This window comes from Alteribacillus sp. YIM 98480 (genome assembly GCF_009765375.1).
Classification (GTDB): domain Bacteria; phylum Bacillota; class Bacilli; order Bacillales; family Marinococcaceae; genus Alteribacillus.
Map to the genome: position 1 here is coordinate 17082 of NZ_VTOK01000002.1, position 18387 is coordinate 35468.

The 18387-nt window shown below is 37.9% G+C and carries 21 protein-coding genes; all 21 read left to right on the forward strand.

What is annotated here, in order from left to right; all coding sequences use genetic code 11:
* Nucleotides 1-8: 8 nt before the first annotated feature.
* Nucleotides 9-677 (forward strand): deoxyribose-phosphate aldolase, encoded by a 669-nt coding sequence (gene deoC, locus FZF09_RS02700; RefSeq protein WP_158735056.1) that lies wholly within the window; start codon nucleotides 9-11, stop codon nucleotides 675-677.
* 245 nt (nucleotides 678-922) lie between these two features.
* A complete protein-coding gene (gene rpsU, locus FZF09_RS02705) occupies nucleotides 923-1096 on the forward strand; it encodes a 30S ribosomal protein S21 (protein WP_091587149.1) in 174 nt (57 codons plus the stop codon).
* A 16-nt stretch (nucleotides 1097-1112) separates the two neighbouring features.
* Nucleotides 1113-1556 carry a GatB/YqeY domain-containing protein gene (locus FZF09_RS02710; protein ID WP_158735420.1) on the forward strand — a complete coding sequence of 148 codons (444 nt, stop codon included), beginning with the start codon at nucleotides 1113-1115 and terminating at the stop codon, nucleotides 1554-1556.
* A gap of 206 nt (nucleotides 1557-1762) precedes the next feature.
* Nucleotides 1763-3079 carry an NfeD family protein gene (locus FZF09_RS02715; protein ID WP_158735057.1) on the forward strand — a complete coding sequence of 439 codons (1317 nt, stop codon included), beginning with the start codon at nucleotides 1763-1765 and terminating at the stop codon, nucleotides 3077-3079.
* 27 nt (nucleotides 3080-3106) lie between these two features.
* Nucleotides 3107-4117: a flotillin-like protein FloA gene (floA, locus tag FZF09_RS02720; RefSeq protein WP_158735421.1), complete on the forward strand. Its 1011-nt coding sequence runs from the start codon at nucleotides 3107-3109 to the stop codon at nucleotides 4115-4117.
* Nucleotides 4118-4147: 30 nt separating this feature from the next.
* On the forward strand, nucleotides 4148-4702 hold the full coding sequence (locus FZF09_RS02725) for a hypothetical protein (RefSeq protein WP_158735058.1): 555 nt from the start codon (nucleotides 4148-4150) through the stop codon (nucleotides 4700-4702).
* 276 nt (nucleotides 4703-4978) lie between these two features.
* A complete protein-coding gene (yqfC, locus tag FZF09_RS02730) occupies nucleotides 4979-5287 on the forward strand; it encodes a sporulation protein YqfC (RefSeq protein ID WP_158735059.1) in 309 nt (102 codons plus the stop codon).
* Nucleotides 5280-6461 carry a sporulation protein YqfD gene (yqfD, locus tag FZF09_RS02735; RefSeq protein WP_158735060.1) on the forward strand — a complete coding sequence of 394 codons (1182 nt, stop codon included), beginning with the start codon at nucleotides 5280-5282 and terminating at the stop codon, nucleotides 6459-6461. The genes yqfC and yqfD overlap by 8 nt, the downstream gene beginning before the upstream one ends.
* A gap of 5 nt (nucleotides 6462-6466) precedes the next feature.
* Complete coding sequence (locus tag FZF09_RS02740) at nucleotides 6467-7480, forward strand: PhoH family protein (RefSeq protein WP_158735061.1); 1014 nt, start codon at nucleotides 6467-6469, stop codon at nucleotides 7478-7480.
* Between the two features lie 10 nt (nucleotides 7481-7490).
* Nucleotides 7491-7952 carry an rRNA maturation RNase YbeY gene (gene ybeY, locus FZF09_RS02745; protein ID WP_158735062.1) on the forward strand — a complete coding sequence of 154 codons (462 nt, stop codon included), beginning with the start codon at nucleotides 7491-7493 and terminating at the stop codon, nucleotides 7950-7952.
* The gene (locus tag FZF09_RS02750) at nucleotides 7936-8328 is read left to right on the forward strand and encodes a diacylglycerol kinase family protein (protein ID WP_158735063.1); all 393 of its coding nucleotides are present in this window, start codon (nucleotides 7936-7938) and stop codon (nucleotides 8326-8328) included. Before ybeY ends, FZF09_RS02750 begins: the two co-directional genes overlap by 17 nt.
* 20 nt (nucleotides 8329-8348) lie before the next feature.
* Nucleotides 8349-8762 (forward strand): cytidine deaminase, encoded by a 414-nt coding sequence (locus tag FZF09_RS02755; protein ID WP_158735064.1) that lies wholly within the window; start codon nucleotides 8349-8351, stop codon nucleotides 8760-8762.
* Nucleotides 8746-9648: a GTPase Era gene (gene era / locus FZF09_RS02760; RefSeq protein WP_158735065.1), complete on the forward strand. Its 903-nt coding sequence runs from the start codon at nucleotides 8746-8748 to the stop codon at nucleotides 9646-9648. The genes FZF09_RS02755 and era overlap by 17 nt, the downstream gene beginning before the upstream one ends.
* Before the next feature lie 178 nt (nucleotides 9649-9826).
* On the forward strand, nucleotides 9827-9973 hold the full coding sequence (locus FZF09_RS02765; protein WP_158735066.1) for a YqzL family protein: 147 nt from the start codon (nucleotides 9827-9829) through the stop codon (nucleotides 9971-9973).
* Between the two features lie 29 nt (nucleotides 9974-10002).
* Nucleotides 10003-10749 (forward strand): DNA repair protein RecO, encoded by a 747-nt coding sequence (recO, locus tag FZF09_RS02770; RefSeq protein WP_158735067.1) that lies wholly within the window; start codon nucleotides 10003-10005, stop codon nucleotides 10747-10749.
* Nucleotides 10750-11106: 357 nt separating this feature from the next.
* Entirely contained in the window at nucleotides 11107-12000 is an 894-nt protein-coding gene (glyQ, locus tag FZF09_RS02775; protein WP_158735068.1) for a glycine--tRNA ligase subunit alpha, read from the forward strand.
* On the forward strand, nucleotides 11990-14077 hold the full coding sequence (gene glyS / locus FZF09_RS02780) for a glycine--tRNA ligase subunit beta (RefSeq protein WP_158735069.1): 2088 nt from the start codon (nucleotides 11990-11992) through the stop codon (nucleotides 14075-14077). Before glyQ ends, glyS begins: the two co-directional genes overlap by 11 nt.
* Nucleotides 14078-14304: 227 nt before the next feature.
* Nucleotides 14305-14946 (forward strand): transcriptional regulator CcpN, encoded by a 642-nt coding sequence (gene ccpN, locus FZF09_RS02785; RefSeq protein WP_158735070.1) that lies wholly within the window; start codon nucleotides 14305-14307, stop codon nucleotides 14944-14946.
* A gap of 33 nt (nucleotides 14947-14979) precedes the next feature.
* Complete coding sequence (locus FZF09_RS02790; RefSeq protein WP_370514418.1) at nucleotides 14980-15789, forward strand: pyruvate, water dikinase regulatory protein; 810 nt, start codon at nucleotides 14980-14982, stop codon at nucleotides 15787-15789.
* Nucleotides 15790-16085: 296 nt separating this feature from the next.
* Nucleotides 16086-16484 (forward strand): DUF188 domain-containing protein, encoded by a 399-nt coding sequence (locus FZF09_RS02795; protein WP_255450348.1) that lies wholly within the window; start codon nucleotides 16086-16088, stop codon nucleotides 16482-16484.
* Nucleotides 16485-16520: 36 nt separating this feature from the next.
* Nucleotides 16521-18347 (forward strand): DNA primase, encoded by a 1827-nt coding sequence (gene dnaG / locus FZF09_RS02800; protein ID WP_158735073.1) that lies wholly within the window; start codon nucleotides 16521-16523, stop codon nucleotides 18345-18347.
* Nucleotides 18348-18387 lie beyond the last annotated feature (40 nt).

Consider the following 18387-nt stretch of genomic DNA (forward strand, 5'->3'; position numbering starts at 1 on the left):
AATAGTTAATGATGTCTTTAGCCCGTTTAATTGATCATACGTTGTTAAAACCTGAATCTACTGCAGACCAAATCATTACACTTGCAAAAGAAGCAAAAGAATACGAATTTGCTTCCGTTTGTATTAATCCATCTATGGTCCCTGCAGCGTTTGAAGTTTTAAAGGACTCAAAGGTAAAGGTATGTACGGTCATCGGCTTTCCTTTGGGAGCAACCATGCCGGAAGTAAAAGCGTTTGAAACAAAAAGTGCGATTCTTAATGGAGCTTCTGAAATTGATATGGTGCTAAACATTGGTGCGTTAAAAAGTGGAGATGAGAGTTTTGTTAAAGCTGATATAGAGGCAGTTGTAGAAGCTGCAAGGGAAAAAGCAATCGTAAAAGTTATCATCGAAACCATATTGCTGACGACAGAAGAAAAAGAAACCGCTTGTCGTATAGCAGTAGAAGCAGGAGCAGATTTTGTGAAAACTTCTACTGGTTTTGCAGGTGGCGGTGCAACGATAGAAGACGTTAAGCTCATGAAAAAAACAGTTGGTGAACAAGCAAAAGTTAAAGCAAGCGGCGGCGTTCGTGATAAAGAAACTGTGCTGGCGATGATAGAAGCAGGCGCCGACCGAATTGGAACTAGCTCTGGAACTGCTATTGTGTCGGGAGAAGAAGGATTTGCTGGCTATTAATTTTTATTTGCTTTAGTTAGTTAATTTTTTATTAATAATACTATTGTTATTATTAATATAGAGCAAAGGTTTATTGCTTTTTTTGTTGTTTTGTTTTATAATTTGATAAAATGGCCAATATATTTCTGTTAAAATATAGCTTAGCTACTATGAGGAGAATTGTTATGAGACCATTTGGTGTACAGGCATTTCTCATATTTTGATAGACTATTGGCTGTATTGGTTGTTCGGAGGGAGGGAATCATATGGCTGAGACCCGGGTTCGCAAGAACGAGAATATCGATGCGGCTCTTCGCCGTTTTAAGCGCTCGCTTTCTAAAGAAGGAACTATGGCAGAAGTTCGTAAAAGAAAGCATTATGAAAAGCCGAGTGTGAAACGTAAGAAGAAATCAGAAGCGGCAAGAAAACGAAAGTTCTAAGAGAGGATGCTTAACACTGGAACTCATGGATCGTTTAAATGAAGATATGAAAAGTGCTCTTAAGGCTAAAGAAAAGAAACGGCTTTCTGTTATTCGCGGGGTTAAATCTTCCCTTCAAAATGAATCCATTAAAGTTGGAAGAACTTTGAATGAAGAAGAAGCGATCAATGTGCTGAATCGTGAACAAAAACAACGGAAAGATTCCCTCCATGAGTTTAAGAAAGCAGGCAGAGAGGACTTGGCAAAAGAAACGGAAGAAGAATTGATCATTCTCTCTGAGTATTTGCCAGAACAGCTCACAGAGAAAGAAATTGAAGATATTGTAAAGCAAGTAATACATGACACTGGGGCATCTTCAAAAAGCGATATGGGAAAAGTGATGTCTGCTGTCATGCCTAAAGTAAAAGGCAAAGTAGATGGATCACAAGTGAACCAGCTTGTACAAAAGCATTTATCTTAATGAAGGAGCATCTCCTGAGCGGAGGTGCTCTTTTTACATTCGCTGAATGCTGTATTATGGTAGAGAATAACTCATAAGTGGTATAATTAGTTATATCTCAACTTTTTTGAAACCATTTGTTAACCAGCCCGTAAAGTGTAGAAGATCTTTTATTTTAGCTGCTTTCATACATATAGGATTAATTGAGTAGGAAACGAGGGAAGTGAATGTTTAAGCATAATAAAATAATAGTCTTCCTGTTGTTTTTCATTGTTTTCTTTTCAAGTTCAGAGCCAGGTTATTCTCAAACTTCTTCGAATGATTTAGTGTATGTAATCCCAGTAGAACAAACAGTGGAACGAGGCTTAGAAGCTTTTCTGGAGCGTTCAGTGAATGAAGCAGAAGAAGCAGGAGCTGATCATATTATTTTTGAAATTGATACTCCTGGCGGAGCTGTTGATGCAGCTGGAAATATCGCAGCAATTATTAGGAATGCGCCTGTTCCTACAACTGCTTTTGTAACAGATGAAGCTATGTCTGCTGGAGCTTTTATCGCTTTAAATGCTGACGAGATAGCCATGGCTCCTAGCACAGAAATGGGAGCAGCTCAGGTTATAGATGGGTCTGGTAACGCAGCCGGTGATAAAGCTCAATCAGCTTGGATTAAAAATATGAAGGGTGCTGCCGAGTTAAATGGGAGAGATCCAGAATACGCCATTGCTATGGCAGACCCCTCCGTTGATCTTGAAGAATATCGTGCTGGAGAAGGAAGTCTCTTGTCTTTAACTGCATCAGAAGCAGAAGAAGTAGGTTACACAGAACATATTGTAGAGGACAGAGTAGAGTTGCTTTCGGCTTTAAATTTAGAAGATGCGGAGATTCAAGAAGCAGATGTTTCTATTGCAGAACATATTGCGCGTTTTGTTACAAACCCAATCATCATTCCAATCTTATTAAGTGTAGGAAGCCTGGGTTTAATTCTTGAATTGTACTCTCCAGGATTTGGAATTCCAGGAATCATGGGGGCCGGTTCTTTGTTTTTATTTTTCTTCGGGCATGCTATTGCCGGATTCGCTGGAATGGAATCTATTGTGCTCTTTGTTGCGGGATTAGTACTGCTGATAATAGAGCTTTTTGTTCCAGGGTTTGGGATATTTGGGTTTTTAGGTATAGGAGCGATGATTGGCAGCATGATATTAGCTTCTTTTTCTACCTTAAATATTGTATTATCAATTTTAATTGCTGCCGTCGTATCTATAGCTGCTGCTGCTCTTCTTTTTAGTGTATTCGGAAAAAAAGGACCAATGAAACGGTTGGTTCTTGAAGATTCAGTCAATACAAACGAAGGGTATATTTCCAATGTCAGCCGCAACGAGCTAGTGGGAAAAACGGGGAAATCATTAACACCTCTGCGTCCTTCTGGTTCTATTTTAGTCGGGGAGGAGAGACTTGACGTTGTAACGGAAGGAGGATATATTGAACAAGGTAAGAATGTGAAAATCGTAGCGGTACAAGGTTCAAGAATTATTGTTAGAAATCTTTAGTATAAAAGAGGAGGAATAGAATTGGACATGTCATTTGACTTAACTTTAATTATTGTATTGGCATTGGTACTAATTGCCCTTGCCGTATTATTTACATTTGTTCCGGTTATGTTGTGGATCTCCGCACTTGCCGCCGGAGTGAAAATTGGAATTTTTCAATTGGTGGGAATGAGGCTTAGAAGAGTTATTCCAGCAAGGGTTGTAAACCCGCTGATTAAGGCTGAAAAAGCTGGCTTGGATATAGAGTTAAACAAACTCGAAGGCCATTACCTTGCAGGTGGTAATGTAGACCGTGTAGTTAATGCCCTTATTGCTGCTCAAAGAGCCAACATCGAGCTTACGTTCGAGCGTTGTGCGGCGATTGATTTAGCAGGACGAGACGTGCTGGAAGCAGTACAGATGAGCGTAAATCCAAAAGTTATTGAAACACCTTTTATAGCAGGTGTAGCAATGGACGGAATTGAAGTGAAAGCAAAAGCGCGGATCACCGTTCGGGCTAATATCGACCGTCTCGTTGGGGGGGCTGGAGAAGATACAGTTATTGCAAGGGTTGGGGAAGGTATCGTTTCAACAATAGGTTCTTCTACCGATCACAAAGCTGTGTTAGAAAATCCAGACATGATTTCACAAACTGTCCTTAAAAAAGGACTTGATTCAGGTACAGCTTTTGAAATTTTATCTATCGATATTGCTGATATCGACATTGGCAAAAACATCGGTGCAGGGCTTCAAACAGATCAAGCTGAAGCAGATAAGAAAATTGCTCAGGCTAAAGCGGAAGAACGCCGTGCGATGGCTGTGGCTCATGAGCAAGAAATGAAAGCGAAAGTAGAAGAAATGCGCGCGAAGGTAGTAGAAGCCGAAGCTGAAGTTCCAATGGCTATGGCTGAGGCTCTTAAATCAGGGAACCTTGGCGTCATGGATTATATGAATATCCAAAACGTTAGTGCTGACACAGATATGAGAGAATCCATCGGTAAAGAAACAAAAAGTAATGAAGACGGGTATGATAATTCAGGACCAACTAAAAACAGATAATAACAGCTTGTACATTTAGGGGGTGCACCCTTGGAAGCCATTTTTGAATTATTAATGAATAACTTTCTTTTCATTGCTCTTTTAATTGGCGGGCTTATTTCCGTCTTCAATCGAAACAAGCAGCAAGAAGAAGCAAATAAGAAAACAAAGCAGGAAGACACCAACAGAAAAGAAGTAGATTGGGAAACAATTTTTCAACAGGAAAGTGATCGAAATGACGTTCCCGAACACAGACGTCCGACAAAACCAGTACCGGAGGCAGAAGCAGAATTAGTCAAACCAGAAAACCAAGAAATAAGCAAAACGCATGAACAATATAAGGAGAGAATAGAAGAACTTAGAAAAAAAAGAGAGACAGCGGAAGAAAAAATGAAAAATATAGAAGCTTCTCCGGTGTTTGATGAGGGGATTGGCAGCGATGTACCAATAGCCCAGCAATCACGCAGTATTTCTCGGTCTCGGTTTGCTTCTATTTCACGGAAAGAAGCAATCAACGGAGTCATTTGGTCTGAAATTTTAAGTGAGCCGAAAGCCCGCCGGCCTCATGCGAATAATTTTTACCGAAAATATTATAAAAAAAGCTGAGTCAATTTGACTCAGCTTTTTTATTTCAAAGTATAAGGTTTATAAATAATATAAGCAAGGATTTAACGTACTGGAGGTGGTACGACTACAGCCGTTGACCTTTTGTTAGGCAGTTTCCTTTACATACAAGCCGAATTTTCAATATTTATGAAAACTGTACAACCATTTAACAGGGACCCTGCTTTTTGTATAAATATTTAGCCGAAGCCAAGTTCTTTAAATGGTGATACATAAAATGCATCTGTCATATGAATAGAATTAGAGGGGGGCATGTGGATGTTGGAGCGCTGGAAACAATCCGCTAAACAATGGGTAACCGGTAAAATGAACCTGCCAGAAGACGTACTCTTGGACGTGCCTCGTCTAACGATGATAGGACAGCTTCACTTGCATGTTGAAAATCACCGCGGAGTTTTGCACTTTTCTAAAGAACTTGTGCGGTTGAAACTTTCGTATGGTGAGCTATCCATAAAAGGGAAAGACTTTGTAATAAAAACCATTCTTCCAAACGAATTATTATTAGAAGGAACGATTGATGAAGTTCGTTATTTAAATGGAAGAGAAACGGGAGGAGCACATGAATAGACGACATGGACCTTCTGATATATACGTCAAATTAACTGGTAATTATACTGAAGCTGTAGTTAATCAGTGTTTAAGAGAAGGAGTTATTATTAAAAACATTACGCGTGCTGAAGGAGAAAGCATGGAATGTTTTATTCCATCATCTGAACTTTCGTATTTAGAACGAATTGCAGAAGAGAGTGACTGTGAAGTTGAGGTATTAAAAGTTTCTTTAATTGAAAAATACACTACTCTGATGAAAAAGAGAGCAGGTTTCATAGCCGGAATGCTAATGTTTATAATATTGTTAATATTGTTATCGCAAATGGTTTGGAAAATTGAAATAGAAGGAGCACAGCCGGTTTTAGAACATAACATACAGAAAAACCTTCAAGACATGGGAATAACGACGGGAACATTTGCGTTTTTCTTACCTTCTCCTGAAGAAATTCAAAAAGAGATTCTTGACAAAACAGAAGGCACAACATGGATTGGAGTGGAGAAAAGAGGGACAACCTACCATTTTGAAGTGGTTGAACAATCACTTCCAGAAAAAGAAACACTGCCAGCACCCCGCCATATTATCGCAAAAAAAACAGCGGTTATAAATACTATTTATGCTGAAAAAGGACAGGTCTTAGTAAAGAAAAATGAGCTTGTTCACGAAGGAGACATTCTTATATCTGGTTTTATTGGAAAAGATAAACACGCTAGAACCGTAGCAGCGAAAGGAGAGGTGTTAGGTGAAACATGGTACAAGGTATCAGTTGAAATTCCTATGAAACCTCAAGCAGATACACTAACAGGTGAATCGGAAAAAAAATACTTCTTAAAAATGTTTGGATATGAACTTCCAATTTGGGGATTTTCTGCAGAATCAGCATTTGATGTATATAAAAAAAGCGATAGAAAATACGATTTAGAATTGTGGGGAAAAGTATTTCCTATCAATTGGAATGTAACGACCTTTCAAGAAAGTAACATAGTTAATCAATCTTCTTCTAGTAAGGAAACATTTCGACAAGCAAAGCATGCAGCTGAAAACAAAATAAAAAACCGGCTAGGTGGAGAAGCTGTTATTAAAGAGGGGAAAATTTTGCACGAGGAGTCTCAGAATGGTAAAGTAAAATTAGTTATGCATTACCAAGTATTAGAAGACATTACATCGGAAGCACCGATCATCCAAGGAGAATGAGAAGATTGACAGAAAAGCAAGTTATTTCACTCCAAGTAAAAGATACAAACGAAATACAAATGTTGTTCGGACCTAATGATGTACATTTAAAACGTATGGAAGAAAAATTGAATGTCTCCATTATTACTAGAGGCGAATCATTGATCGTTTCAGGGTCTGATAATACTGCAAATTTAATAAAAGAAGTACTCGATGCGCTTATTCGCATGTTAAGAAACGGAATGAAGCTCTCTGAACGAGACATTATTTATGCGATCCAATTAGCGCAGGAAGATAAGCTTGATCAACTTGAAGATTTATACCAAGAAACAATTGCGGTCAATACTAAAGGGAAACCAATTGTTGTAAAAACGCTTGGACAAAAAGAATATATTGATACGATTAGGCATAAAGATCTCATTTTTGGAATTGGACCAGCCGGGACAGGTAAAACGTATTTAGCTGTAATCATGGCAGTGAATGCTTTAAAAGATGGAAAAGTAAAACGAATTGTTCTCACTCGTCCTGCAGTAGAAGCAGGAGAAAGTCTTGGTTTTTTACCAGGTGATCTAAAAGAAAAGGTTGATCCTTATTTAAGACCTTTATATGATGCTCTTCATGACATTTTCGGAGTGGAGCATACGGCCAGATTGATGGAGCGGGGAACTATTGAAATCGCGCCGCTTGCGTATATGCGAGGACGTACACTTGAAGATGCCTTTGTCATTTTAGATGAAGCGCAAAATACAACAAAAGAGCAAATTAAAATGTTTTTAACCCGACTTGGCTTTGGATCAAAAATGGTAGTTAATGGCGATCTTACGCAAATTGATTTACCAAAAGGCCAGCAGTCTGGATTGAAAACAGCTGTGCAAATTTTAAAATCTATTCAAACCATTGGATTGGTGTACCTTCAGCCAACTGATGTAGTTAGACATACGCTTGTACAGCAAATACTAGATGCATATGACGAAGCCGAGCCTTCTCGATTTTCCAGCAGGCAGTCTAACCAAAGTAAAACGAACGGAAGCACGGGTTAGGAGGACTATAATGAATGTCACAATAGACCTAATTGATGAAACTGGATCCTTGACTGATAAAGATATGAACTTACTGCAAAATATCCTTCAAAAGGGCTGTGAACGTGAACAAGTACCCGCAGATTCAGAGCTGTCAGTGACTATTGTAGATAACAAAACGATTCAAAGCATGAATCATCAATACCGCGGGATCGACAAACCTACCGATGTTATCTCGTTTGCATTAAATGATGAAGAAGAAATGCCTGATGATCCAAACGTTCCTAATTTACTTGGAGATATATTGATTAGTCTTGAGAAAGCTAAAGAGCAAGCTGAAGCTTATGGACACAGTTTAGAAAGAGAGCTTGGATTCTTAGCCGCTCACGGATTATTACATTTACTCGGCTACACACACGATACCACAGAAGCAGAGAAAGATATGTTTATCCGTCAAGAATCCATTTTGAGAGATTATGGTCTTGAAAGATAGGGGGAAAAAAGGATGGGGACGGTTTTTTCGTTCTTTTAAGTATGCTTCCCGCGGATTAATATATGTATTATCAAAAGAGCAGAATATGCAATTACACACCGCTTTCGCCGTGCTCGTGGTAGTAATTGCTTTTCTTTTGCGTATTTCTTTGCATCACTTAATCATATTAATCGTTGTTATTGCCGGGGTACTGGCTTTAGAAATTGTTAATACGGCCATTGAAAGAACCGTCGATCTCGTAACTGATGAATATCACCCTTTAGCAGAACGGGCTAAGGATATTTCTGCTGCTGCAGTTTTTGTATTTAGCATTGCTGCTGTGGTCATTGGTATATTAATTTTTTATGAACCTGTTTTGTCGTTGTTTACTAAATAATAAAAAAGGAGAATGGAATAATGACTACGGAAAAAGATTTGCTTAAGGAAGCAATCGAAGCCAGAAACCAAGCTTATGTTCCTTATTCTAACTTTCCCGTTGGAGCTGCAGCAGTCAACGGAAACAATGAAATATTCAGCGGATGCAATATCGAAAATGCTTCCTATGGTTTAACAAATTGTGCTGAACGTACGGCAGTCTTTAAAGCTGTCAGTCAAGGTAATCATGATCTGAAAACGATAGCTGTTGTAGCAGATACTGATGGACCTGTGTCTCCATGCGGTGCCTGCAGGCAAGTGTTGTCTGAATTTTTCCCTCCTGCAGGCAAAGTGATTTTAGGGAACTTAAAAGGTGATATTCAAGTAACAACTGTAGCAGAACTTTTACCTGGAGCATTCCAAGCGGAGGATTTTCAAGATGGACAAAATGTTTAAATCAGGTTTTGCTGCATTAATAGGCAGACCAAATGCAGGGAAATCAACATTATTAAATCATATTATTGGTGAAAAAATTGCAATAATGAGCGATAAACCGCAAACAACGAGAAATAAAATTCAAGGGGTATATACAACTTCTGACTCTCAGATTGTTTTTATTGACACCCCGGGTATTCATAAACCGAAACATAAATTAGGGGACTTCATGGTCCAAACTGCTGTACAATCCTTACAAGAAGTTGATATCATATTATTTCTTGTTGACGCTGCTCAAAAGTACGGTGCGGGTGAAGAATTTATTATTAATAAGCTGAAACAAACGTCCACACCCGTTTTTTTAGTTATAAATAAAGTGGATCAAATTCATCCTGACAACCTGCTTGAGAAAATTGAGCAATATCGTAAGCTTGCTGATTTTGCAGAGGTAATACCTATTTCAGCTCTTAAAGGAAATAATGTAGAAACGCTGCTTGAGCAGATTACACAGTACATGGAAGAAGGGCCGCAATACTATCCGGAAGACCAGATCACGGACCATCCGGAACGTTTTGTCATTAGTGAGCTCGTCCGTGAAAAAGTTCTTCATTTAACAACAGAAGAAATACCGCACTCTATCGCTGTTTCGATTGAACAAATAAAAGAAAGAGAAAATGGAGCGGTATATATATCTGCTGTTATTGTGGTCGAACGTTCTTCGCAAAAAGGAATTATTATTGGCAAACAAGGAAGGATGCTAAAAGAAATTGGCCAACGCTCCCGCCATGACATTGAAACGCTTTTAGGTTCAAAAGTGTTTCTTGATCTATGGGTTAAGGTTCAAAAAGACTGGAGAAACAATCAATATCAGCTTAATGAACATGGTTATAAAGAGGATGAGTATTAATTTTACGAACCATCACTTGGAAAAATATACAGCAGGTTAAGCGGCTCAAATGCCCCCGATAAATTAAACTTTTACGAATGTATCCATATAGGGAAAAATTACAGGTCATGCTTTTTGGTTATTAAGCCATTCTATGTAATAACAGCAATTATGCTGGAAGAAGAAAGGGTGGCTTACCATGTTTGAAGACCGTGATTTTTCCTGGAAATACTTTTTTATGACAGGAAACATTAACGCTTATCTTTTAACAAAAGAATTAGAACAGGCTAACTTCTCCGAAGAAAATGAAGATCAGCTCTCTTTCATGGAGGATGAGATGGAGTAAAGCACAGTGCCTGTTAAGGAATGAAAGCCATGCTCGATAAAGCAGAAGGAATTGTTCTGCGAACGATATCTTATGGAGAAACAAACGTTATATTAAGGTTGTACACACGGGAAGTTGGAAAAATTTCCGTTATGGCACGCGGAGCTAAAAAACCAAAAAATAGGTTTTCCGCTGTAGCGCAGCCATTTGTTTATGGAATGTTTTTGTATTACAAGGGGACAGGTATGAGTACCCTGAATCAAGGGGACAGTATAGATTCTTTTCGAATCGTCCGAGGCGATATTTTTAAAACGGCTTATGCTTCCTATATGTCTGAACTGCTTGATAAGCTGACAGATGAAAAAGAGAGGAATCCTTATTTATTTGAAATGTTTTTACAGTTATTACAGAAAATGAATGAAGATAATGATCCAGAAATTTTGACCAGAATTTTTGAGACAAAAATGACTGCTCAAGCTGGTATAAAACCGGAATTTGATAAATGTGTACGGTGTAGCAGGACAGAAGGAACGTTTAGTTTTTCTGTTAAAGAAGCAGGGTTTTTGTGCCAGGTTTGTAAAGCAGCAGATGATTACCGGTTCGACATTCAACCCAAAACGGTACAGCTATTAAGAACCTTTTTTTACATGGATGTAGAGAGGCTTGGTGAAATATCGTTAAAAAAGCAAACAAAAGATGAGCTAAAACAAGTATTACACACTTATTATGACGAATATTCCGGCTTAATTTTAAAATCCAAACGCTTTTTAGAACAAATGGAGAACTGGAATTTATAAGAAGGTTTTAGAAGAAAACTTGACAGTACGATTTGAATTAAGTATGATGCTAATACATTCATTATAGTGTGTGTAGATGGAAAGTAGTAGTTGTCCTATGTTTATTTAGCGAACGCAGGATGGTGAGAGCTGCGGTAAATATGGCAATGAAGGCGTTCCGGAGCAATTAAGAATTAAAAGCGGCTTAGTATTTAATACGAAGCAAATAGGGTGGAACCGCGGGTTTGTCCCGTCCCTATACCAGATAAATGTATCTGGTGTAGGGACGGGATTTTTCGTTGGATCACAGTATAAATCAAACGCAGGTTTTCACCGTTATAAACGTACTGCTTTTCTAAATAATGAGGAGGGATTTGATTGAACGTACAAGATATGATTTTGACGTTGCAAAACTTTTGGTCAAGACAAAACTGTTTAATTATGCAAGCTTACGATGTAGAAAAAGGGGCAGGAACAATGAACCCGATGACGTTTTTACGAAGTATCGGGCCAGAGCCTTGGAATGTAGCGTACGTTGAACCTTCTAGACGCCCTGCTGATGGAAGGTATGGAGAAAATCCAAATCGCCTTTATCAACACCATCAATTTCAGGTTATTATGAAACCATCTCCTTCTAATATTCAAGAGCTTTATTTAAAAAGTTTAAAAGAATTAGGTATTGACCCGGCCGAACATGATATACGTTTTGTAGAAGATAACTGGGAAGCTCCAACATTAAGTGCTTGGGGACTTGGCTGGGAAGTATGGCTTGATGGTATGGAAATAACTCAGTTCACCTATTTTCAACAAGTAGGAGGAATTGACGCTAATCCTGTAGCAGTTGAAATTACATATGGAATCGAACGGCTGGCATCCTATATTCAAGACAAAGAAAATGTTTTTGATCTTATCTGGGTAGATGACTTTACTTATGGAGATGTTTTTCATCAGCCGGAATATGAACATTCTAAATATACTTTTGAAGTAGCTGATCATAACATGCTTTTTAATGAGTTTAATACGTATGAAAAGGAAGCGGAGAGAGCCATTGCTGAAAATCTTGTATTTCCGGCGTATGACTATGTACTAAAATGTTCTCATGTATTTAATTTGCTGGATGCTGGGGGAGCAATATCTGTGACAGAAAGAACAGGTTATATTGGACGAGTCAGAAATCTGGCTAGAAAGTGTGCAGCTGCTTATTATGAGGAAAGAGAACGTCTTGACTTTCCAATGCTCAGCAAAAAGGGGGGCGAAACCAATGAGCAATAATAACTTTTTACTAGAAATAGGTCTTGAAGAAATGCCGGCTCGTTTCGTAACGGATGCCATGAATCAATTGCAAAATAAGCTCGAAGAATGGATGAAAGAAAAACGAATTTCTTTCCAATCTATTGAAGCGTTTTCTACGCCGCGTCGTTTGGCTGTGCGTATAAATGAATTGGCCGAAAAGCAGGATGATATCACAGAGGAAGCGAAAGGACCTTCAAAAAAAATTGCATTAGACGATAATGGGGAATGGACAAAGGCTGCTATTGGCTTTGCAAAAGGACAAGACGAAGATCTAAACGCTCTATTTTTTAAAGAGTTAAAAGGAACAGAATACGTTTTTGCTAATAAAGACATAAAAGGGAAGTACACGTCTGAACTTTTATTAGAGCTCGAAGCTATAATTACCAACTTAAGTTTCCCTAAAAACATGCGCTGGGGTTCTTATTCTTTAAAATACGTACGCCCTATACATTGGATTGTTGCAATATTTGGCGACAAAGTCATTCCTTTTCATATTACGGATGTAAAAAGCGGAAGGAAAACATTTGGACACAGGTTTTTAGGAACAGAAGTAGAAATTTTTGATACCAATCATTATGAAGAAGAATTACTTAATCAATATGTCATTGTAAATCCCCACAAGAGAAAAGAAGCGATTCGCCAGCAAATAGATGAAATTGCAGAAAAAGAGAATTGGTCTATTCCTGTTGATGATGGTTTATTAGAAGAAGTGAATAATCTGGTAGAGTATCCAACTGCGTTTTACGGTTCATTCGATGAGGAATTTCTTAACATTCCAGATGAAGTACTAATAACGTCGATGCGTGAACATCAGCGCTATTTTCCAGTAGAAGATAAATCAGGGAAACTGCTTCCTTACTTTATTGCTGTGAGAAACGGCAACAGGGAATACTTAGACAATGTTAAAAAAGGAAATGAAAAAGTATTAAGAGCCCGTTTATCAGACGCGAAGTTTTTTTATCAAGAAGATCAGAAACTACACCCAGAGGAAGCTGCTGCTAAATTAGATCATATTGTCTTTCAGGAAGAGCTGGGAACGATTGGGGATAAAATCAGACGTCTTAAAAAAATAGCTCCAGCTTTCGGACAAATACTCGGAGTAGAAAAAAACAAACATATTGATATTGAACGGGCTGCTGTTCTTTCAAAATTTGACCTTGTAACGTTAATGGTAGATGAGTTTTCAGAACTTCAAGGTATTATGGGAGAGAAATACGCACTAATGGCAGGCGAAAATGAAAATGTGGCCGCAGCTATTAAGGAGCATTATCAGCCTAGATATGCAAGTGATGAGGCTCCAAGTACTATTACAGGTGCTGTTCTAGGTTTGGCTGAAAAGCTGGATACGATCACCGCCTGCTTTGGAATTGGAATGATTCCTACCGGCTCTCAAGATCCATACGGATTAAGACGTCAAGCAGCAGGTGCTGCGCAAATTTTGCTAGAGCATGATTTCTCCGTACGTTTGGAAGATTTAGTTAATATAACGATCGAAAGCCTTGAAAATTCCGGCATATTGAAGCGAACTAGTGCGGAGGTGAAACAGGACATTTTATCCTTTTTCGGTTTGCGGTTGAAAAACATTTTGTCAGAGCGTTCTATCCGTTATGATATCGCTGATGCAGTACTTGAAAAGACAGGAGAACCAGTCGGTCTAGTTGTAAAAAAAGCAGAATTTTTACAGACAAAACTACAAGATGAAAACTTCAAAGATACCGTCGAAGCGCTAAGCAGGATAACTAATATTGCTAAAAAAGAAAATAACAACGAGAACAACGTGAATACAAATTTACTAGCAGAAAATCAAGAAAAAGAATTATATGAAGCATATTTAAGGCTAAGACAAGAACTTCCGAATCAACTAGCAGCTGCAAAGGTAGAAGAAGCGTTTACTTTACTTGAAGAGATAAAACCTGTAATTCACCATTATTTTGATCACGTTATGGTTATGAGTGAAGATGAGGAAATAAAAGAAAATCGACTTACTCAAATGTCCAAATTGTCTTCTGAAATTCATCGTTTCGCAAACTTTCAGCACATTGTATTTTCCTCCTGATAAGTGTTATCGATAGTCATACATTAGGGCAGTAAGATATAATGGGATTAGAAAAACTCGGCTTGCCGCCGAGTCCTATGGCGGAAGACGTAGTTTTACTTATACTTTGATCCTCTAATAAAGTTAAACTTTCCTAAAGTATAAAAAAAAGAGCTCTCCGGAATTTTAGGAGACATATAGTGAATGCTCATCGAGGACGTTTATCGTAAGGAGAGAGTCTTAAGGCGGTGATGACAATCGAACTTACAGGGAGACAAGAAGAAATATTAGGTATTGTAAAAGACAGTGGGCCGATCACTGGGGAACAAATTGCTGAGAAGCTTTCTCTTACAAGAGCCACACTCCGACCCGATTTGGCTATATTAACGATGGCTGGATTTTTAGACGCCAGACCACGAGTGGGTTATTTTTATACAGGTAAAACAGGTTCACAGCTATTAACGGAAAAAGTAAAAAAGCTTACTGTTCAGGACTACCAATCCATACCGGTTGTTGTAAATGAATCGAGTTCTGTCTATGATGCTATTTGCACAATGTTTTTAGAAGATGTGGGAACATTATTTGTCGTTAATAAAACAGCTTCTCTTATCGGGGTTTTATCAAGAAAAGACTTACTTCGGGCAAGCATTGGAAAACAAGATTTAGAGACGATGCCTGTTAGTATTATTATGACTAGAATGCCTAATATAACAGTGTGTGAAAAAGATGATCTCGTTATAGAAGTTGCAAACAAATTAATTGAAAAGCAAATTGATGCCTTACCTGTAATAAAGAAAGATGCGGATAATAATCTCGAAGTGATAGGAAGAGTTACAAAAACAAACATGACGAAAGTACTTGTAGATTTATCACATGATCAGCTTCTATAAAGCAAATGACCTGGAGGGAAGGGGATGGCGAACATGAACAGCCAACGTCCAATCGTTTATGTGGTATCGGATTCGGTTGGAGAAACCGCAGAATTAGTAGTGAAAGCGGCTGCTAGTCAATTTGGTGAGAAAGGAATGGAAATTCGCCGAATTCCTTACGTAGAAGATGAAAGTACCATTGATGAAGTTATAGACCTGGCAAAAGAGGTCAAAGCTATGATTGCTTATACTCTTGTAATACCTGAGAAAAATAATTATCTTTTAGAGAAAGCAAAAGCAGCTGGAGTAGAAACGGTTGACATTATAGGTCCTATGCTTAATAAAATGGTGAGCGTTACAGGCCAGGAGCCAAAATACGAACCAGGCCTAGTTTATCGATTGGATGAAGATTATTTTAGAAAAGTAGAGGCAATTGAATTTGCTGTCAAGTACGATGATGGAAGAGATCCCCGCGGGATTATTAGAGCAGATATAGTGCTTGTAGGAGTCTCAAGAACTTCAAAAACTCCTTTATCTCAATACTTAGCACACAAACGTCTAAAAGTGGCAAATGTCCCGCTTGTTCCAGAAGTAGAACCGCCGGAAGAATTATTTAAAATATCGCCTAAAAAATGTATAGGCCTGCGCATTAGTCCAGAGAAATTAAATGATATTAGAACGGAGCGGCTAAGAGCTCTTGGATTAAAAGCAGAAGCTAATTATGCAAAATTAGAGCGTATTAAAGAGGAACTAGAATACTCCGAAAAAGTAATGGGAAAAATCGGCTGTACTGTTATTGATGTATCAAGTAAAGCTGTCGAGGAAACGGCAAATTTAATTACAAATATGTTTCAAAAAGGTTAGAGCTGCTCAGTAAAGAGCAGCTTTTTCTACTATTCATGAACGATAACGAGGTAATTTTATACAATGTTCGTTTATGATGATATAGAAATGAATTATGAAATTCATTCATATTAATAGTTTTTTAAGAAAAAATAGTTTATAATGAAATATTGTGTGAAAAAATTGATTAGATGAATAATTTCTTTAAAACAAATTTCGAAGTGGAAGGATTTTGTTTAATGTTGTCGAATTAAGAGAAAGGACGATCAGCTATAGTTATTTTCACGGATGCAGACGCATGCCCTGTCAAAGAGGAAATAGATACTTTAGCCAAAACATATCAGATGGAATCCTATTTTGTTTTCACTTTTGCACATGTTACTACAACAAATTATTATTCCCAAACTGTCACTTTAGATGCAGAACCGGAAGCAGTAGACATTTATATATTAAATCATATTTATTCAAACGATGTCGTCATTACTCAAGACAATGGTCTAGCTGCTGTTGTACTCCAAAAAGGAGCAAACGCTCTTTCACCGAGAGGACATCTTTATAACAATGGAGAAATTGATTATCTATTGATGAACAGATATGAGGGAATTCAAATGAAAAGGGGAAAAACCAAACCAAAAAGCACGCCTTCCTTTAAAAATGAGGACAAAAAAAGGTTTGTTTGTGCACTCGAAAAGTTATTAACAAAGACTAGAGATTAAAGGTTTTATTGACTAAGAAGACAGGGGGATCAGCACTTGGCACAGTATATACCAGATGAAACCGTTGCTGAAATCCGCCAATCCCTTGACATTGTAGAAATTATCAGCGAATACATTCAATTAAAAAAACAAGGAAAGCACTATATGGGACTGTGTCCCTTTCATGGGGAAAAAACTCCCTCCTTTTCCGTGTCTCCCGATCGTCAGCTATATCACTGCTTTGGCTGCGGGGCAGGTGGAAATGCGATTACTTTTGTCATGGAAATGGAGAAAGTCGGTTTTGTAGAAGCTTTAGGAAAACTTGGCTCTAAAGCTGGAATATCCGTGCCTGAAACCGGTTATTCTAAATCGGGACAAGCTGGCTATTCTACGCATCACAAGAAAATAGAAGCTCATGAACTTGCAGCGAGATTTTATCATCATTTGCTAATGAATACCGAACAAGGCAAAGAAGCATATGATTATTTACTTCGTCGTGGATTTTCGCCTGAAATGATGGAACGTTTTCAATTAGGTTATTCTCCGGATCATTCAAATGTTTTAAAGGGTTTGCTAGAAAAAAGAAAATTTAATCTTCAAGAAATGGAAGAGGCGGGATTGCTTCTTCGACAAGAATCTAATTGGGATTTAAAAGACAGGTTTAGAAATAGAATAATGTTTCCGATTCAAGATATACAAGGGCATACTGTTGGTTTTGGGGGAAGAGTGCTTGGAGAAGGTGAACCAAAGTATTTAAACAGCCCTGAAACATCAATATTTAAAAAAAATGAAACACTTTACGGTATGCATTTGGCAAGGAAGGAGATCCGGAAATCAAATACAGCAGTGTTATTTGAAGGGTATGCTGATGTAATAGCAGCCAGTAATGCAGGTATTACGAATGCAATTGCTGTATTAGGGACCTCCATGACAGAAAGGCAAGCAAAAATCATACGCAGAAACACCGAACGTATTATTATTTGCTTTGATGGTGATAATGCGGGACAAGATGCTGCAAGAAGATCGGCTCAAATTCTTGAACAAGAAGGGCTAATTGTGCAGGTGGCCCTTTTACCTGATAAGGAAGACCCGGATGATTATATCAAAGCTAATGGCGCAAAACGATTTAAATCCGAAGTAATAGAGGCAGCTGTTCCATTGATGGCATTTAAAATGCAGCTGTTAAAACGGAAGAAAAACCTCCAGGATGAAGGAGAAAAACTTCAATATATAGAAGAAGTATTAAAAGAAGTGACGTATCTTTCAAAAGCAGTCGAACGGGATTTTTATTTAAGGCAGTTGGCTGACGAGTTTTCTTTATCGCTGGATGCTTTAAAACAAGAACAGTTTCGCATTTATAAAGAATCAAAACGTTATTACAATGATAAAAGAAATGATTCTACGTATGGAAGCCGGGCCAAACGATGGGGCTTGGATTCATATAAAAACAAGCAGCTTTTACCTGCTTTTCAAAATGCGGAAAGAATGCTGCTTGCTCATATGATGAAGGATAAAACAGTGTGTATGGAAGTTCAAGAAACAATAGGCGGGGACTTTAATGTTGAAGAACACGTTGCAATTGCTGCCTATCTTTATGCTTATTATGCAGAGGGAAACAAGCCTGACCCGGGACATTTTATTAATCAACTGCAAGATCCTGATTTAATTAAAAAGGCTTCTGAAATCGCAATGCTTGACATCAATAAACACTTATCAGAAAATGAATTGGTTGATTATATTCGTCAGATTAAGAATTACCCAAAATGGGTAGAAATAGAAGAAATAGAGCAAAAAATGAAAGAAGCTGAAAAAAAACAAGACATACAGTCAGCTGTTCAATTAGCCACAGAATTAGTTGACATGAAAAAAGCTTTAAAAAAATAAACTCGTTAAAGTAAGTCTAAAAATGATTTTTCAGCAGACA